Origin of the sequence: Pseudomonas serbiensis, from assembly GCF_030580745.1 — a bacterium.
Lineage (GTDB): Bacteria > Pseudomonadota > Gammaproteobacteria > Pseudomonadales > Pseudomonadaceae > Aquipseudomonas > Aquipseudomonas serbiensis.
In genome coordinates, this window is sequence record NZ_JAUQOO010000010.1 from 25,349 (window position 1) to 42,456 (window position 17,108).

Genomic DNA, 17,108 nt, shown 5'->3' on the forward strand with positions numbered 1-17,108 from the left:
TGAGTGTCATGAAATTTTCGTTGTTCGTGCACATGGAACGCTGGGATGAGCAAGTCAGTCATCATCAGCTTTTCGAGGACCTGACCGAACTGACGCTGCTGGCCGAAAAAGGCGGATTCAGCACCGTCTGGATCGGCGAACACCATGCAATGGAATACACCATATCTCCAAGCCCGATGCCGCTGCTGGCCTATCTCGCCGCCAGAACCAGCACCATCCATCTGGGTGCAGGCACCATCATTGCTCCGTTCTGGCATCCGTTGCGGGTAGCAGGCGAATGCGCGTTGCTGGATGTCATCAGCAATGGCCGCATGGAAGTGGGTCTGGCTCGCGGCGCCTATCAGGTCGAGTTCGATCGCATGGCGGGTGGCATGCCAGCCTCTGAAGGCGGCAAGGCCCTTCGTGAAATGGTCCCCGTGGTCAAGGCCCTGTGGCAAGGCGACTATGCGCACGACGGCGATATCTGGAAATTCCCCACCTCCACCTGCGTGCCGAAACCGGTCAAGACACCGCCAATGTGGATCGCCGCCCGCGACCCGGATTCCCACAACTTTGCGGTGCAGAACGGCTGCAACGTGATGGTCACGCCGCTGATGAAAGGCGATGAAGAAGTCCTGGACCTGAAGAACAAGTTCCAGGCCGCGCTGGACAACAACCCAAGCGTCCCTCGCCCGCAACTGATGGTGCTGCGCCACACTCACGTCCATACCGCCGACGAGCCCGAAGGCTGGAAAGTGGGCGCGACAGCGATCTCGAAGTTCTACCGTACCTTCGATGCCTGGTTCGGCAACAAGCAGACACCGGTCAATGGCTTTCTGGCGCCAAGCCCGGAAGAGAAATTCAAGGAACGCCCGGAGTTCGAGCTGGAAAACATCCGCAAGAACACCATGATCGGCACCCCGGAAGAAATCATCCCGCGCATCCGTTACTACCAGGAGCTTGGGGTCGACGAGTTCAGCTTCTGGTGTGACAACAGCCTGTCCCATGCCGAGAAGAAGAAATCGCTGGAACTGTTCATCAAACATGTAGTGCCAGCGTTTCGTTGATGAAGGCATCGCGGCCAAGGCCCCTCCCACAATGTGGGAGGGGCCTTGGCCGCGACAAAGTTTCACTCAATGGTTATAGGCACGCTCATTGTGCTCGGCCAGATCCAGCCCCATCTCTTCCACCGATTCATGAGCACGCAAGCCGATCAGGGCGTTGACGAGCTTGAGAATCCCCCAACTGACCACGAAGCAATAAACCGTGGTGAACAGCACGCCCTTGATCTGCGCGATGACCTGAGCGCCCATGCTCACATCCGGCACCAGCCCACCCATCGACGGCACACAGAACACACCGGTCAGTACCGCACCGATCATGCCGCCCACACCGTGCAAACCGAATACGTCCAGGCTGTCGTCATAGCCCAGGCGTTTCTTCAGGACGGTCACGCTCAGGTAGCAGAACACGCCACACAACAAGCCGATTGCCAGGGCTCCACCGACACCGACATAGGCGCAAGCCGGCGTAATCCCCACCAGACCGGCCAATGCGCCGCTGGCCAGACCCAGTGCGCTGGGCTTGCCGACCTTGAACCACTCGGTAAACATCCAGCCCAGAATACCGGCGCAAGCGCCTACCTGGGTATTGAGCATGACGATGCCCGACGTGCCGCTCAGGCCGCCGCCTGAACCGATGTTGAAACCGAACCAGCCGACCCACAGCATCGCCGCGCCCGCCATGGTGAGGCTCAGGTTGTGTGCAGGCATCGGCGTGTTCTGATAGCCCTTGCGTTTGCCCAGCACCAGACAAGCCGCCAGTGCCGCAACCCCGGCATTGATATGCACCGCGGTGCCGCCCGCGAAATCCAGCACGCCCCAGTTATGCATCAAGGCCCCCGCTCCGCCCCAGACCATATGCGCCACCGGCGCGTAGACCAGAGTGAACCAGATCGCCATGAACAGCAGCGCTGCCGAAAACTTCATGCGCTCGGCAAAGGCACCCGCAATCAGCGCCGGGGTGATGATGGCGAACGTCATCTGGAAGGTCACGAACACCCCTTCAGGAATCTCGCCCACCAGACTGTCCGGCGTCATACCCGCCAGGAAAACGCGGCTCAAGCCGCCGACAAAGCTGTTGAAGGTCACTTCACCTTCAACCATGTTGCTGGTATCGACCACCATGCTGTAGCCATAGATGATCCACAACACACCGACCACGCCAGCGATACCGAAACACTGGGTAAACAACGAAAGCATGTTCTTGGCCCGTACCAACCCGCCATAGAACAGCGCAAGGCCAGGAAGACACATGAACAACACCAGTACGGCGGCAGTGATCATCCAGGCGGTACTGCCGGTATTGAGAACAGGGGTTTCGGCCGCCTGGGCCAGAGGAGAGAAAGCGCCGACTGCAAGTAAAGCCAGAAGGGATTTGCCGATAGGACGGTTAACCATTATCAAAGCTCCTGCAAAGGAATGGAAAGTGTCTGGCAGAAAGCAGAGTGGCTTGAAACGGCGGGCCTTTGCGGCCTCTTTATAGCCTCGTAAGAGCGAATTCATTCGCGAAAATGTTCGCGAATGAATTCGCTCTTACGGGGGAGATCAGTACTGCGAGCCCGGAATCCAGCTGGTGCCCGCCAATGGCACGCGAGCCATGGCCGCCGATTCCACCGTCAGTGCCACCAGGTCCTCGGGATCAAGGTTATGCAGGTGCGATTTGCCGCAGGCGCGGGCCATGGTCTGGGCTTCCAGCACCAATACACGCAAGTAGTTTGCCAGGCGACGCCCGCCCTCGACCGGATCCAGACGCTTGGACAGCTCCGGGTCCTGAGTGGTGATGCCTGCCGGGTCGCGGCCGTTCTGCCAGTCGTCGTAGAAACCGGCTGCAGAGCCGATCTTCTTCAACTCCTCGTCCAGACGCGGATGGTTATCGCCCAGTGCAATCAGTGCCGCCGTGCCGATGGCCACCGCATCTGCGCCCAGCGCCATGGCCTTGGCCACATCGGCACCATTGCGAATGCCGCCGGAAACGATCAGTTGCACCTTGCGATGCATGCCCATTTCCTGCAAAGCCTGAACGGCCTGAGGAATGGCAGGCAGAATCGGAATCCCCACATGTTCAATGAACACTTCCTGAGTCGCTGCCGTACCACCTTGCATCCCGTCGAGCACGATCACATCGGCACCGGCCTTGACCGCCAGCTTGACGTCGTAATACGGACGGCTCGCGCCGATCTTCACGTAGATCGGTTTTTCCCAGTCTGTGATCTCGCGGATCTCGGCAATCTTGATCGCCAGGTCGTCCGGGCCGGTCCAGTCCGGGTGACGACAGGCAGAACGCTGATCGACGCCCACCGGCAAGGTACGCATGCCCGCCACACGCTCGGTGACTTTCATGCCCAGCAGCATGCCGCCACCACCCGGTTTAGCGCCCTGCCCCAGCACGATTTCGATGGCATCGGCCTTGCGCAGGTCATCGGGGTTCATGCCATAGCGCGATGGCAGGTATTGATAGACCAGGTGCTGGGACTGGCCGCGCTCTTCCGGGGTCATGCCGCCGTCACCGGTGGTGGTGCTGGTGCCCGCAATGGTCGCGCCGCGCCCCAGTGCTTCCTTGGCATTGGCCGACAAGGCACCAAAGCTCATGCCTGCGATGGTCACCGGAATCTTCAGATGAATAGGCTTCTTGGCGAAGCGGTTGCCGAGGATAACGTCAGTGCCGCACTTCTCGCGGTAGCCTTCCAGCGGATAGCGGGAAACACTGGCGCCGAGCAGCAGCAGATCATCGAAATGCGGAAGCTTGCGCTTGGTGCCGCCGCCGCGAATGTCGTAGATGCCGGTTTCCGCGGCACGCTGGATTTCCTGGATGGTCAGGCGGTCGAAGGTCGCGGACTCGCGCAGGACTGGAGTTGGCTTGTCACTCATGATGATGCTCCTGGATCAGTACGCGGAGGCGTTATCGACTTTGAAGTTGTAGAGCTGACGGGCTGACCCGTAGCGTTTGAAATCCGAGGCCTTTTCGTCGAAGCCCGCACGGTTGAGCAGTTCCTGCAGCTCTTCGAGATGCTCCGGGCGCATTTCTTTCTCGATGCAATCGGAACCCAGCGACTCCACGCTGCCTTTGACGAAAATCTTCGTTTCGTACAACGAGTCGCCCAAGGCATCGCCCGCGTCGCCGCACACCACCAGCCGACCGGCCTGACCCATGAAGCAGCTCATGTGACCAATGCTGCCACCAACCACGATGTCGATGCCCTTCATGGAAATGCCGCAGCGGGCACCCGCATCGCCTTCGATGACCAGCATGCCGCCATGCGCAGTAGCGCCCGCAGCCTGGGAAGCACTGCCTTTGACCCGCACCGAACCGGACATCATGTTCTCGGCGCACCCCACACCGACATTGCCGTGTACCGTGATAGAAGCCTTCTGGTTCATGCCTGCGCAGTAGTAACCGGCGTGCCCCTGAATATCGATGGAAACCGCTTCATTCACACCAACGGCCAGGTTGTGCGCGCCATTGGGATGGGTGACCACCCACTCGCGGTCTTCCAGTTGCTTGACCTGATCGTGCAGGGCCTGATTGAGATCACGCACGGTGGCGTTGGAAAGATCGATGGTTTTCATGTGCGTGCTCCTTAAGCCGATTCGCGTTCCCAGATGTACATGGTGGCGGGAACAGGTTCCCAGACCTTGGCCTTCTCGATCCCCGGCAGGCTCGACAGCGCCTGATATTCCGAAGCCATCGCGACGTAATCATCGGTCTCGGCGAGAATCGCCGGCTTGCAGGCAATCGGGTCGCGAATCACGGCAAAGCCGTTGCGGGTGCCGATAGCAAAGGTGAAGAAGCCATCCAGTGCTTCCAGCGAGCTGTCCAGCGCGGTCTTCAGGGAGTCGCCCTGCTGAAGGCGCCAGGCCAGATAACCGGCGGCGACTTCCGTGTCGTTCTCGGTGTCGAAGTTGATCCCTTCGCGGCGCAGTTCCTGACGCAGACGAAAGTGGTTGGAGAGCGAGCCGTTGTGTACCAGGCACAGGTCGGCGCCGGTGGAAAAAGGGTGGCTGCCTTCCATGGTCACGGCGCTTTCAGTGGCCATGCGCGTGTGGCCAATGATGTGACTGCCTTTCATGTTGCCCAGGCCAAAACGCTCGGAAATCTCTTTCGGCAAGCCCATGCCCTTGAGGATTTCGATGCTCTTGCCCGCGCTCATGATGCGCACGGTCGGTGCCAGCTCACCCAGAGCCGCACGCACAACGGCTTCTTCAGCCTGGATCTTCAGCACCACGGCGCTCGCATTCTGGAACCAGTCCAGTGACGCGCCGAGCTTGCCTTCCAGCGCCGCGATCAGCGCCTTGAAATCGTACCCTTCGGTGGTGGCCTGCAAGGTCAGCTTGACCCAGCCATCGGTCACTTCATCCCCATAAATGGCAAACCCGGCGCTGTCAGGGCCACGGTCAGTCATGGCTTCGAGCATGGGCTCGAAGAGTTTGCCAAGCTGGGATTCCAGCGCAGGGTTTTTCAGGTATAAACCAACAATTCCGCACATTGGGGCAGTCTCACTTCGCGAGGAAAGCTGCAAGCCATAAGCTGCAAGCTGTCCGGGTTAATTGAAAATCCTGTGTCCGCCGCCGACTGCTTTTACTTGCAGCTTGCAGCTAAAAACTTGCAGCTGAATTCAAAAAAATTCCGTATACCGCTTCACTTCCCAATCGCTGACGTGGCGGCTGTATTCCACCCATTCCATGCGCTTGAGCTTGATGAATTCACCGACGATTTCGTTGCCCAGCACTTCGGCGAACAATGGGTCGGCCTCCAGTGCATCGCAGGCTTCCTTGAGGGATTGCGGCAGGGTCTTGATGCCTCGTGCCGCGATTTCTTCCAGGCTCAGCTTGTAGAGGTTTTCATTGCAGACCTGGTCGACTTCCAGCTTGCGGTCGATGCCGTCCAGGCCTGCTGCGATGATTGCGGCACTGACCAGATACGGGTTGCAACCGGCGTCCGGCAGGCGGAATTCGAGGCGGCCATAAGGCACTCGCACCATGGCCGAGCGGTTGTTGGCGCCAAAGGCGATAAAAGCCGGAGCCCAGGTCGCGCCGGACAGCGAGTTCCCCACCACCAGCCGCTTGTAGGAGTTGACCGTCGGCGCCGCGAAGGCACACAAGGCCGGGCCGTGGGCCAGCAGTCCAGCGGCGAAGTGGTAAGCCATCTTCGACAGGCCCATGCCGCTCGGGTCGCTGGCGTCATGGAACATGTTCTTGTTGGTGGCGCTGCTGATCGACAGGTGGAAATGCATGCCGTTACCGGCGCGCTTGGGATCAGGCTTTGGCATGAATGAGCAGATCATGCCCATGTCATTGGCGATCTCGCCGGCCGCCATGCGGAAGAAAGTGAAGCGGTCCGCCGACTCCATCGCATCGCTGTAGGTGTAATTGATCTCGAACTGGCCGTTGGCGTCTTCGTGGTCGATCTGGTAGATGTCGAAACCCACTGGTTGCAACGCTTCGGTCAAGCGCTCAAGAAACTCCCGGGAACGTGACAGGCCTTTGTAGTCGTAGCACGGCTTGTCGAGGCTATCGCTGGTGTCCACCAGTTGCAGGCTGCCCGTGGCATCGCGCTTGAACAGGCTGAACTCGGGCTCCAGGCCAGTATTGAGGGTCCAGCCGCGCTGGCTGAGGCGCTCGACCTGTTGTTGCAGCACGTAACGACTGTCATAAGGCCACGGCTTGCCTTCGACATGACCGATGCACACCACCCGGCCATAGCCCGGCTGCCAGGGCACCGGCGTCAGCGAGGAGAGATCGCCCTTGGCCATGAAATCCGGGCCATGGGGTTCCATGCCCATGCCACAGATGGCGAAACCGGCAAAACCGGCGCCATCTTCGGCCACCATTTCCAGGCCCGACACCGGCACCGATTTGGTCTTGGAGGAGCCATGGATATCAACGAACTGAGCCAGCACGTACTTGATACCGTGCTCCTCGATCAGACGCTGTGTTTCTGTTGGCAACATGAGACTTGTCTCCTGGCGAAAGCAAAACGTTGAGGTGAGGACGTTGTTTCGCTTCCTGCCGGAATCGTTATTCCAAGCAGGAAACTTAATTTCCCAACAGGAATGCAAAGCCCTTGCCAGCTTGGTATACCAAAAGTCGAATTCAGCCAAAGGCGGAATTTCCGCTGTATATATGGGAAACTCGTTTTCCTTGAGGGAATAAACCGACGCACGCCACTGCGCGGACAGGGATCTCGCACATTCATGGTGCGAAATAAAAATTATTGAGCGGAAACCGTGCAAAGCCGATGAATATGCCGAACGAACCCCAACCCAAGCTGAAGCTTGAGCAATACCTGGGTATCCAGATCAAACGCCAGCGTCAGGCCCAGGAATTGAAACTGGCCGACGTGGCCCGTATCGCCGGGATCAGCCAAGGCATGCTGAGCAAGATCGAGAATGCTCAGGTTTCCACCAGCCTGGATAACCTCAGCCGCCTGTGCGACGTGCTGGGCATGCCCATGTCCAAGCTGTTCAGCCAGTACGACCAGCAAGGCAGCAGCGCGTTGTTGGTCAAGGCCGATGAAGGGCTGGAAGTGGTGAGGCGCGGCACCGAGAAAGGCCACACCTATCACCTGCTCAACCACACACGCGGGCCGAAGAAGAGTTTCGAGGCGTACATGGTGACCATGGACGACGCCAGCGAAGAGTTCCCGACCTTCTCCCACCCCGGCACTGAATTCCTGCATCTGCTGGAAGGCGAGTTGATCTATCGCCATGGCAACCAGCTCTATCGGATGGAAGCTGGAGACAGCCTGACCTTCGATGGCGAGATTCCTCACGGGCCGGAGCAACTGGTGCAGGTGCCGATTCGCCTGCTGTCGATCATGAATTATGGTGCGCAGGCCGAGTGAGCTAGCGGCCATGCCTTTTCGCGAATGAATTCGCTCCTGCGCAGGCCAGGTAGGAGCGAATTCATTCGCGAAAGCTCCAAGCAAAAAAATTCCCGCCAGTAAAAAAAGTTTCCAGAAATCTCTGGACGCTACAGATTCTTTCGCCTATAAAACGCCATCTGTGAATATTTAATTCCCAGCAGGAATTTTTATTCATCCGCAAAAATAATTTTCACCCCCGAATCTTTCGCTCTGCGCTGAGCTGCCGCCACTTTCCAGAGGACAAGCCATGCAACACGAAAAGAACCATTTCATCCTCAAGATCAGTTGTCCGGCGACTTCCGGGATTGTCGCGGCGGTGACCTCTTATCTGGCTGACAACAAGTGCTACATCGGTGAAATGGCCCAGTTCGATGACGAGTTCAGCGGCAAATTCTTCATGCGTGCGGTGTTTCGCTTCAACGATGGTCATCAAGGCGATATCCAGCAGCTCAAGGACGGTTTCGATGCCGTCGCCAGTGACTTTTCCATGCAATGGGAGCTGCATGACACCCGGCAGCCCATGCGCGTGCTGCTGATGGTCAGCAAGTTCGACCACTGCCTGACCGACCTTCTGTACCGCTATCACAAGGGCGAGATGGACATGACCATCACCGCCATCGTTTCCAACCATCTGGACCTGCGCCCGATGGCCGAGCGTGAAGGCATTCGTTTCATTTACCTGCCGGTCACCAAGGAAACCAAAGCCCAGCAGGAAGCGGCGCTGATGAAAGTGGTCGATGAAACCGGCACCGAACTGGTGGTGCTCGCCCGCTATATGCAGATTCTCTCCGATGACCTGTGCCAGCAACTTTCAGGCCGGGCGATCAATATCCATCACTCCTTCCTGCCCGGTTTCAAGGGCGCCAAGCCTTATCACCAGGCCTACGAGCGTGGCGTAAAGCTGATCGGCGCGACCGCGCACTACGTCACCAGCGACCTGGACGAAGGGCCGATCATCGAGCAGGAAGTGCAGCGTGTGGATCACGTCTATCTGCCTGACGATCTGGTGGCCGCTGGCCGTAACAACGAGACCATTGCGCTGTCCAGGGCGGTGAAATACCACCTGGAGCATCGTGTGTTCCTCAACACGGACAGAACGGTGATCTTCCGGTGAACACTTCAAAACTGATTGATGGCAAGGCTGCGGCCGGTCGCGTGCTGCAACAGGTAAAAGCCGATGTCCAGCGCCTCAGGGCCGAGGGTATCGAACCTGCACTGGCGGTGATTCTGGTGGGTGAAGACCCGGCCAGTCAGGTCTATGTTCGCAACAAGATCCTGCGCGCCGAGGAAGCCGGCATTCATTCGCTGGAGTACCGACTGTCTGCGGACAGCTCCCAGGCCCGCTTGCTGGCGCTGATCAGCGAATTGAATGCAGACCCGAAGGTCAACGGCATCCTGCTGCAACTGCCACTGCCGCCCCATATCGAAGAAACCCTGGCCTTGGAGGCCATCGACCCGTGCAAGGACGTGGACGGTTTTCACAGTGAAAACGTCGGCGGTCTGAGCCAGGGCCGCGATGTGCTGACACCCTGCACGCCCAGTGGCTGCATGCAATTGCTGGAGGACACCTGCGGTGATCTCACCGGCAAGCATGCGGTGGTGATCGGCCGCTCCAATATCGTCGGCAAACCCATGGCCGCCCTGCTGCTCAAGGCTCACTGCTCGGTGACTGTCGTGCATTCGCGCAGTGCCGACGCCAAGGCCCTGTGTCAACTGGCCGATATCGTGGTCGCGGCTGTCGGTCGCCCGCGCATGATCGATGCCGGTTGGCTCAAGCCCGGCGCAGTGGTGATCGATGTCGGTATCAACCGTATTCAGGACAACGACCGTAGCCGTCTGGTCGGCGATGTGGATTTCGACAGTGCGCTGTCCAGAGTCTCGGCCATCACCCCGGTACCCGGTGGCGTCGGCCCCATGACCATTGCCTTTCTCATGAAAAACACCGTGACCGCTGCCCGTCAGCAGGCCCAAGCGCAACGTAGCCAATCGGAGGCCGTATGCCTTTCAATCTATTGAAGTACGGGCTCAGCTCGGAGTATCCGGTCGAAGTGGACCTGCCCGCTCCCAAGGAACTCAAACCCTCCTATGACGTGGTGATCATCGGCGGTGGCGGCCATGCCCTGTCCACGGCCTATTACCTGTCGAAGTACCACGGCATCACCAATATCGCCGTGCTGGAAAAAGGCTACCTGGGCGGCGGCAATACCGCGCGCAATACGGCAGTGATCCGCTCCAACTACCTGACCAGCGAAGGCGTCCGGTTCTATGCCGAATCGGTGAAGATGTTCCAGAGGCTGTCCAACGAATTCGACTTCAACATCATGTATTCCGAACGTGGCCAGTTGACCCTGGCCCATACCGACGCAACGGTACGTTCGTTCCGCCAGCGGGCCGAGGTCAACAAGCACTTCGGTGGCCGTACCGAGATGATCGACCGCCAGCAGATCCGCGAACTGGTGCCTTCCCTGAACCTCGATCCGGGCCATCTGCCGGTGATCGCCGGTCTGTGGCACATCGACGGCGCCACCGCCCGGCATGACGCTGTGGCCTGGGGCTATGCCAAACAGGCCGCCAAGCGCGGTGTGGAAATCCATCAGCTCACCGAGGTTCAGGAACTGGTCATCGAAAACGGCACCATTACAGCAGTGAAGACCAACCGTGGCACCGTCAAATGTGGCTGCGCGGTGCAGGCAGTTGCGGGCATGAGTTCGCAATTGATGAAGAAAGCCGGGATTCGCTCGCCGATCCAGACCTTCCCGCTGCAAGCCATGGTGACCCAGCCGTTCAAGCCGTTTCTCGATCCGCTGGTGAGTTCCTCAGCCCTGCATTGCTATGTGCAGCAGACCAGCCGCGGCGAAGTGGTGTTTGGCGGCGGCTCCGATCCTTACCCGCTCTTCAACACCCGCTCCACGCTGGACCTGAAGGAAAGCCTGCTGGCACACGCCATCGAGATGTTCCCGTTCCTGGCCAACGCCAAGTTGATGCGCCAATGGGCCGGGATCACCGACATGACCCCGGATTACAGCCCGATCATGGGGCTTTCACCGGTGAAGAATTACTACCTGGATGCAGGCTGGGGCACCTGGGGTTTCAAGGCCACCCCCATCTGCGGCAAGACCATGGCCGAGCTGGTAGCCAGTGGCGGCAAGGTGCCGGACCTGATCAAACCCTTTGGGCTGGAGCGCTTCTCGACCTTCCGGCAAGTCAACGAAATGGGCGCGACAGCAGCCAGCCACTGACGGAGAGCGACACATGAAAGTCATGACATGCCCGCTCAACGGGCCACGCAATATCAGCGAGTTCACCTACGGCGGTGAGTTCAAGCACATGCCCGACCCTCAGACCTGCACCGATGCCGAATGGGCCGATTACGTGTTCAACAGCGAGGACACTCTGGGCGTAGTGCGCGAATGGTGGATGCATAACCCGTCCAGCTACTGGTTCCTGGCCGAACGCCATACCGCCAGCGACGAAATCATCCGCACCTTCGACCCACGGGAAATCTTTACCACCCGCGTCGATTTCACACCGGCCCCGTCCAAGGAGATCGCAGGATGAGCACCCTGACCCGCCTGCCGGCCCCCATGGGCCTGTTGATTGATCGCAATCAGCCGCTGACCTTCAGCTTTGACGGCAAGTCCTATCAGGGCCTGCAAGGCGACAGCATCGCCAGCGCCCTGCTCGCCAACGGCCGCTTTCTGCTGTCGCGCTCGTTCAAGTACCACCGCCCGCGTGGCCCGCTGACCATGGCCGGGCAAGACGCCAACACCCTGATCCAGTTGCCCAGCGAACCCAACGTGCTGGCCGATACCCATGCACTTGCAGCGGGCCTGCAAGTGACCGGGCAAAACTTCAACGGCTCGCTGGATAACGACAAGGACGCCTACCTGGGCAAGTTCTCGAAGTTCATGCCGGTGGGCTTCTATTACCGTTCGTTCTACAAACCCAAGGGCATGTGGAAGGTCTGGGAGCCGATCATCCGCAAGAAAGCCGGGCTGGGTGTGCTGGACCTTGAGTTCAAGCCCGAGTATTACGACAAGGCTTATCTGTTCACCGATCTGGCCATCATCGGCGCAGGCCCGGCCGGCTTGCAGGCGGCACTGACAGCAGCCAATGCTGGTGCCAAGGTCTTGCTGATCGAACAGCAGCCGATTCTCGGTGGCTCGCTGACCTATGCCCGCTTCGATATCGAAGGCCAGCGTGCCGAAAAACTGCGCCGCAACCTGATCGATGCCGTGGAAGATCACGCCAATATTCGCGTGCTCAAGCAAGCCACCTGCAATGGCTGGTTCACCGACAACTACCTGCCGGTGATTCAGGGCAAGCGCATGTACAAAGTGCGGGCGAGCCACTGCCTGGTGTGCAGCGGCTCGTTCGACCAGCCGGTAATTTTCCGCAATAACGACTTGCCCGGTGTGATGCTGACCAGCGCCGCACAGCGCCTGATGAAGCTGTATGCCGTCAAGCCCGGCAAACGCGCCGTGGTCCTGACCGGCAATGACGACGGCTATCTGGCCGCTCTGGATCTGCATGATCAGGGCGTAGAAGTCGTTGCCGTGGCCGACATGCGCGCCAACCCTGCCGACAGCACCCTGCTGAGCGCACTGGCAAAACGTGGCATCCCCTGCCACCCGAGCACCACCGTCTATGAAGCGTTACATGAAAAAGGCATGCGCCATGTGAGTGGCGCGGACCTGCGCAAAATCACCGGTCAGGGTCAGGTCGCCAATAACGGCCTGATACTCGACTGCGACCTGCTGTGCATGTCAGGCGGCTATATGCCGGTCTATCAGTTGCTGTGCCAGGCGGGCGGCAAGTTGAGCTATGACGATCAGCTCTCGGAGTTCACCCTGAGCGGCTTGCCGAAAAACCTCAGTGTGGCCGGTTCGGCTCATGGCTACCATGCGCTGGACAACGTACTGGCCGATGCCATCCATGCCAGCGCCGGAATCGTTGCCGCGCTGGGCCTGGAACTCAACACCAGCCCGCTGCCGCTGCGCAGCGAGGCCCGCGTCAACTTTCCCTGGCCGATCTTCCCTCATCCCAAAGGCAAGGATTTCGTCGACTTCGACGAAGACCTGCAAGTGCGCGACATCGTCAATGCCACGCGCATCGGCTATCGCGACGTGCAACTGGTCAAGCGCTATTCCACGGTCGGCATGGGGCCGTCACAAGGTCGGCATTCGGCGCTGCCGACAGCTCGTCTGGTAGCGTCTTCGACCCAGCGCAGCATCAGCGAAACCGGCGTTACCACCGCTCGCCCGCCGTTCGAGGCCGAGAAGCTCGCGCATGTGGCCGGCCGCGCCTTCGACCCGTATCGCCAGACACCCATGCACCGCCGTCATGTGGAGGCAGGAGCAAAGATGATGCCTGCCGGTATCTGGCAGCGCCCGGCGTTTTACGGCAAGCCCTCGCAGCGTGACGCCTGCATGCAGGCCGAAGCCCATCATGTGCGCACCAAGGTGGGCATCATCGATGTCTCGACACTGGGCGGCCTGGATGTACGTGGCCCGGATGCCGCCGAGCTGCTCAATCGCATGTACACCTTTGCCTTCCTCAAGCAGCCGGTGGGCCGTTCGCGCTATGCGCTGATGACCAACGAACATGGCGTGGTGATCGACGATGGCGTGTGTGCGCGCTTCGCCGACAACCATTTCTACGTCACCGCCACCACCAGCGGCGTGGATCGTATCTACCAGCAGATGCTCAAGTGGAACGCCCAATGGCGCCTGAACGTGGACATCGCCAACGTCACCGCGGCGATTTCGGCGGTCAACGTGGCCGGGCCGGACTCGCGCAAGGTATTGGAAAAAGTCTGCTCCGACCTGGATCTTTCGGCCGAAGGCTTCCCGTACCTGGCCGTACGCCAAGGCACGGTGGCCGGGATCAAGGCCCGTCTGTTGCGGGTGGGTTTCGTGGGTGAACTGGGTTATGAAATCCACGTTCCGGCGCGCCATGCCCTGCAACTCTGGGATGCACTGGTCGAGGCCGGAAAAGAGTACGACATGCGCCCGTTTGGCGTCGAAACCCAGCGCCTGCTGCGCCTGGAAAAAGGCCACGTGATCATCAGCCAGGACACCGACGGCATGACCCATCCGGCCGAGATCGATATGGGCTGGGCGGTGAGCCGCACCAAGCCGTTCTTTGTCGGTCGCCGCTCGGTGAACATCCTTGAAGCCCAACCGCAGACACGCAAGCTGGTGGGTTTCACCCTGCCCAAGGCCAGCCCACAGCCATTGGAAGGCCATCTGGTGCTCAAAGGGCCGGATATCAGCGGCAACGTAACCTCCTGCGAATACTCGCAGACCCTGGGCAAGATCATTGGCCTGGCCTACGCCGCCTTCGATCAGAGCACACCCGGCCAGCAGATCCCGATTCGGGTAGAGGACGGTGTCGTGGTCCAGGCCACAGTGGTGAAACTGCCTTTCTTCGACCCTGAAAACCAGCGCCAGGAGCTTTGATCATGTCTAGCCTCAATGCCGAAAACCCTATCGGCCTAAGCCCTGTTCAATCGTGCGCGCTGGTGGATCTGACCGATACCCCACGTGTGGGCTTTCGCGGAGTACAAAGTGCCGATTACTTGCAGGCACGTGGCTTCACGCTGCCGGATACGCCGAACCGGGCTGTAACCCAGGCCGACGGCAGCCATGTAGCGCGCCTGTCGCAGACCGAGTACCTGATCCTGGGCAGCCTCAACGATCATGGCGAACGCATCGCCGATGAAGAGGCCCGCTGGGAGCTGGACCATAGCGCCAACTACCTGCTGCCACGTCAGGACAGCCATGCCTGGCTGCAACTGAGCGGTGTCTGTATCGCCGAAGTGATGGCCAAGCTCTGTGGGGTGGACCTGCGCCCCCAGGCATTCGGCCCCGGCGCAGTGGCCCAGACTTCGGCAGCGCGTATCAATGTGATCGTGATCAATGTGGGTGCAGGTACAACGCCCTGTTTCCAGATCCTCTGCGACCGCACTTCGCTGGAGTACTTCAAAGGCGCGGTGCTGGATGCCATGACCGAGTTCAACACAAAGCAGGAGTAATGCGGATCAGTTGAGGTCAATAAATCACTTTGTGTGCCTTGACTGATCATCATGACCCAGTAGGAGCCCATTCATGAGCACTATCGAATCCCCTGACAAAGACACCGACTACAGCGTCCCGGCCCTTGCCCGGGGCCTGAGCGTGCTCGGAATGTTCAATGCCCGGACCCGCTCGCTGAGCATCAATGACATCGCCGAGCGCCTGGGTGTCAGTACCTCGGCTGTCTATCGAATCCTGTTCACCCTCACCCACATGGGCTATCTGAACAAGATCAACACCCAGTACGAACTGGGTGCCAAGGTCATCAGCGATGGTTTCAGCTACCTGGCCAGCCGCGATATCGTCGAAGTCGCCATGCCGCACCTGAACCAATTGCGCGACCGCACTTCCCTGTCATGCCATCTGAGCATTCGGGAGCAGACTGACAGCCTGTACCTGTATCGCGCATTCGCGGCGCAACGCCTGTCGGTGAATATCCCGGTGGGCACCCGCATCGCCTGCCACTGCACCGCGATGGGGCGTATGTTGCTGACAGCCTTGAACGAAGCGGAACTGGGTGCGCTCTATCAGCACATCCGGCTGGATGATTACCCATCACCGGCCCCGCGCACATTGCCCGAACTGCAAGCCCTGATTCAGAGCGATCGGGAGCGCGGCTGGGTGCTGCATCGCTCCGATTATTCAACAGCGATTGCCACTTCGATCAAGGATCACACGGGGCAAGTCACCGCTGCCATCAACCTCTCCGGCCCGGATGCAGTCATGGACCCGGAAGGTGCAAGGGAGCGTTTTCAGGCCTTGTTGCTGGAGTGCAGCGCCACGATCAGCCGTGACCTTGGTCATAAAAATGTTACTTATCATTCATAAAGGCTCGATGGCATTCAGTTTGCTAAAGATTCCATGTGGACTGCCGAAATTGTCGGTATGCCATAAGACGAAGCTTTGAGGCTCTATCCGGGTCTGAAGTCTGCTTATTGCCTGCCGTCGTCAGATAACGATATACAAAAAAATTCTGGAGCATGGATGAATATCAAACAGAAACTGACGTGGGCCTTTGCAGTCATTGCGTGCCTGCCCATAGTCGTCGTGGCCACTATCGTTATCGTAAACCTGCGCAACAACGCGACCGATAACTTCGTGAACAGCAGCAGTCGCGAAATCCGTCAGGTCGATAACGCCATGCAGCTGTTCTTCGATGGCATCAGCCAGAACGTCAACTATATTGCCTCGCATCCACTGATCGCAGGCGCCGGTGGCGACCTGAGAAACTACACAGGTGCAACCCCGACCCCACAGTCTGAAAACGACAAGCTGACCACCGAATTCCTTGTCAGCATCGCCAAGGCCCACCCGGCTTACTCCTACGTCTCCTACGGCCTGATCAACGGCAGCTACGTGATGACGCCGGAAGATCCGAAGATGAGCAATTACGACCCGCGTGTTCGTCCCTGGTACAAGACAGCCATGAATAACGTGGGCAAGACCGTGCGCAGCGATGCCTACTACTGGGCTGGCGATGACGCCGTGCTGGTCAGCACCATACGAGCGATCCCCAACACCCTGGGCAACCCTGGCGGTGTAGTAAACATCGACGTATCGCTCAAACAACTGACCGGCATCGTCAAAGACATCAAGCTGGGCGACAGCGGCTACCTGATCCTGCTGGAAAAGAACGGCAATGTGCTGGTCGATCCCAAGCAGCCGGAGCATAACTTCAAGAAGCTCGGCGATCTGGGTGATGGCTTCGCGCAACTGGCCAAGACCGACAAAGGCATGGTTGAAGTGCAGCTCAACGGCGAGCGCTACATGGCCAACGTTTATCCATCGCCAGAGCTTGGCTGGAGCTTTATCGGCCTGATCAAGCAGGATGAAGTCATGGCTTCCGCCACCCGCCTGACCTGGCTGATCGGCATCATCGCTGCCGTACTGGCCATCGTCTTCGCCATCGTCGGTGCCAGCTTCGCCAGCGTCATCGTGCGTCCGATCCATAGCGTTTCCAGCGGCCTTGAAGGGATTGCTCAAGGTGAAGGCGACCTGACACAGAACCTGACCGTGCGTGGCAAGGATGAAACTGCGCAACTGGCGGGCTGGTTCAACCAGTTCCTGACGGCGATCCGCAGCCTGATCCAGCATATCGGGCAGGCCGCGCACAAGATCCTCGACACCTCG

14 protein-coding genes and 1 pseudogene are annotated in these 17,108 nt (G+C 59.3%); 10 read left to right on the top strand and 5 right to left on the bottom strand.

Going from position 1 to position 17,108, the window contains the following annotated elements:
- Nucleotides 1–8 precede the first annotated feature (8 nt).
- Nucleotides 9–1,046: an LLM class flavin-dependent oxidoreductase gene (locus Q6A51_RS14355; RefSeq protein ID WP_304575067.1), complete on the top strand. Its 1,038-nt coding sequence runs from the start codon at nucleotides 9–11 to the stop codon at nucleotides 1,044–1,046.
- 66 nt (nucleotides 1,047–1,112) lie between these two features.
- Here the strand turns inward: Q6A51_RS14355 and Q6A51_RS14360 are convergent, their stop codons facing one another.
- The 5 genes from Q6A51_RS14360 to glnT form a co-directional block, all read right to left on the bottom strand.
- Complete coding sequence (locus Q6A51_RS14360) at nucleotides 1,113–2,438, bottom strand: ammonium transporter (protein ID WP_304575068.1); 1,326 nt, start codon at nucleotides 2,436–2,438, stop codon at nucleotides 1,113–1,115.
- A 147-nt stretch (nucleotides 2,439–2,585) separates the two neighbouring features.
- Nucleotides 2,586–3,908, bottom strand: coding sequence for an FMN-binding glutamate synthase family protein (locus tag Q6A51_RS14365; protein WP_201019198.1), 1,323 nt, complete (start codon nucleotides 3,906–3,908; stop codon nucleotides 2,586–2,588).
- A 15-nt stretch (nucleotides 3,909–3,923) separates the two neighbouring features.
- Complete coding sequence (locus Q6A51_RS14370; RefSeq protein WP_304575069.1) at nucleotides 3,924–4,607, bottom strand: GltB/FmdC/FwdC-like GXGXG domain-containing protein; 684 nt, start codon at nucleotides 4,605–4,607, stop codon at nucleotides 3,924–3,926.
- Nucleotides 4,608–4,618: 11 nt separating this feature from the next.
- Complete coding sequence (locus Q6A51_RS14375; protein WP_198723726.1) at nucleotides 4,619–5,524, bottom strand: class II glutamine amidotransferase; 906 nt, start codon at nucleotides 5,522–5,524, stop codon at nucleotides 4,619–4,621.
- A 129-nt stretch (nucleotides 5,525–5,653) separates the two neighbouring features.
- Nucleotides 5,654–6,988, bottom strand: coding sequence for a type III glutamate--ammonia ligase (gene glnT, locus Q6A51_RS14380; protein WP_201019196.1), 1,335 nt, complete (start codon nucleotides 6,986–6,988; stop codon nucleotides 5,654–5,656).
- Between the two features lie 287 nt (nucleotides 6,989–7,275).
- Between glnT and Q6A51_RS14385 the strand changes: the two genes are divergently transcribed.
- From Q6A51_RS14385 to Q6A51_RS27520, 9 genes and pseudogenes are all read left to right on the top strand, one after another.
- Nucleotides 7,276–7,881, top strand: coding sequence for a helix-turn-helix domain-containing protein (locus Q6A51_RS14385; RefSeq protein ID WP_304575070.1), 606 nt, complete (start codon nucleotides 7,276–7,278; stop codon nucleotides 7,879–7,881).
- Between the two features lie 268 nt (nucleotides 7,882–8,149).
- Complete coding sequence (gene purU / locus Q6A51_RS14390; RefSeq protein WP_201005257.1) at nucleotides 8,150–9,016, top strand: formyltetrahydrofolate deformylase; 867 nt, start codon at nucleotides 8,150–8,152, stop codon at nucleotides 9,014–9,016.
- Nucleotides 9,013–9,918 (top strand): bifunctional methylenetetrahydrofolate dehydrogenase/methenyltetrahydrofolate cyclohydrolase FolD, encoded by a 906-nt coding sequence (gene folD / locus Q6A51_RS14395; protein WP_304575071.1) that lies wholly within the window; start codon nucleotides 9,013–9,015, stop codon nucleotides 9,916–9,918. Before purU ends, folD begins: the two co-directional genes overlap by 4 nt.
- Nucleotides 9,900–11,141, top strand: a complete 1,242-nt coding sequence (locus tag Q6A51_RS14400; protein WP_304575072.1) for an FAD-dependent oxidoreductase — start codon at nucleotides 9,900–9,902, stop codon at nucleotides 11,139–11,141. The genes folD and Q6A51_RS14400 overlap by 19 nt, the downstream gene beginning before the upstream one ends.
- A 13-nt stretch (nucleotides 11,142–11,154) precedes the next feature.
- Nucleotides 11,155–11,460: a sarcosine oxidase subunit delta gene (locus tag Q6A51_RS14405; protein ID WP_304575073.1), complete on the top strand. Its 306-nt coding sequence runs from the start codon at nucleotides 11,155–11,157 to the stop codon at nucleotides 11,458–11,460.
- Nucleotides 11,457–14,363 carry a 2Fe-2S iron-sulfur cluster-binding protein gene (locus Q6A51_RS14410; protein ID WP_304575074.1) on the top strand — a complete coding sequence of 969 codons (2,907 nt, stop codon included), beginning with the start codon at nucleotides 11,457–11,459 and terminating at the stop codon, nucleotides 14,361–14,363. The genes Q6A51_RS14405 and Q6A51_RS14410 overlap by 4 nt, the downstream gene beginning before the upstream one ends.
- Before the next feature lie 2 nt (nucleotides 14,364–14,365).
- The gene (locus tag Q6A51_RS14415; protein ID WP_201019189.1) at nucleotides 14,366–14,938 is read left to right on the top strand and encodes a sarcosine oxidase subunit gamma; all 573 of its coding nucleotides are present in this window, start codon (nucleotides 14,366–14,368) and stop codon (nucleotides 14,936–14,938) included.
- 73 nt (nucleotides 14,939–15,011) lie between these two features.
- Entirely contained in the window at nucleotides 15,012–15,806 is a 795-nt protein-coding gene (locus Q6A51_RS14420) for an IclR family transcriptional regulator (RefSeq protein ID WP_304575075.1), read from the top strand.
- Between the two features lie 312 nt (nucleotides 15,807–16,118).
- Nucleotides 16,119–17,045 (top strand): annotated as a pseudogene (locus tag Q6A51_RS27520) (HAMP domain-containing protein); the annotation flags it as partial.
- Nucleotides 17,046–17,108 lie beyond the last annotated feature (63 nt).

Coding starts and splice junctions, on each gene's coding strand:
- Q6A51_RS14355 (WP_304575067.1), top strand. CDS start 9: ATGAAATTTTCGTTGTTCGTGCACATGGAACGCTGGGATGAGCAAGTC.
- Q6A51_RS14360 (WP_304575068.1), bottom strand. CDS start 2,438: ATGGTTAACCGTCCTATCGGCAAATCCCTTCTGGCTTTACTTGCAGTC.
- Q6A51_RS14365 (WP_201019198.1), bottom strand. CDS start 3,908: ATGAGTGACAAGCCAACTCCAGTCCTGCGCGAGTCCGCGACCTTCGAC.
- Q6A51_RS14370 (WP_304575069.1), bottom strand. CDS start 4,607: ATGAAAACCATCGATCTTTCCAACGCCACCGTGCGTGATCTCAATCAG.
- Q6A51_RS14375 (WP_198723726.1), bottom strand. CDS start 5,524: ATGTGCGGAATTGTTGGTTTATACCTGAAAAACCCTGCGCTGGAATCC.
- glnT (WP_201019196.1), bottom strand. CDS start 6,988: ATGTTGCCAACAGAAACACAGCGTCTGATCGAGGAGCACGGTATCAAG.
- Q6A51_RS14385 (WP_304575070.1), top strand. CDS start 7,276: ATGAATATGCCGAACGAACCCCAACCCAAGCTGAAGCTTGAGCAATAC.
- purU (WP_201005257.1), top strand. CDS start 8,150: ATGCAACACGAAAAGAACCATTTCATCCTCAAGATCAGTTGTCCGGCG.
- Q6A51_RS14400 (WP_304575072.1), top strand. CDS start 9,900: ATGCCTTTCAATCTATTGAAGTACGGGCTCAGCTCGGAGTATCCGGTC.
- Q6A51_RS14405 (WP_304575073.1), top strand. CDS start 11,155: ATGAAAGTCATGACATGCCCGCTCAACGGGCCACGCAATATCAGCGAG.
- Q6A51_RS14410 (WP_304575074.1), top strand. CDS start 11,457: ATGAGCACCCTGACCCGCCTGCCGGCCCCCATGGGCCTGTTGATTGAT.
- Q6A51_RS14415 (WP_201019189.1), top strand. CDS start 14,366: ATGTCTAGCCTCAATGCCGAAAACCCTATCGGCCTAAGCCCTGTTCAA.
- Q6A51_RS14420 (WP_304575075.1), top strand. CDS start 15,012: ATGAGCACTATCGAATCCCCTGACAAAGACACCGACTACAGCGTCCCG.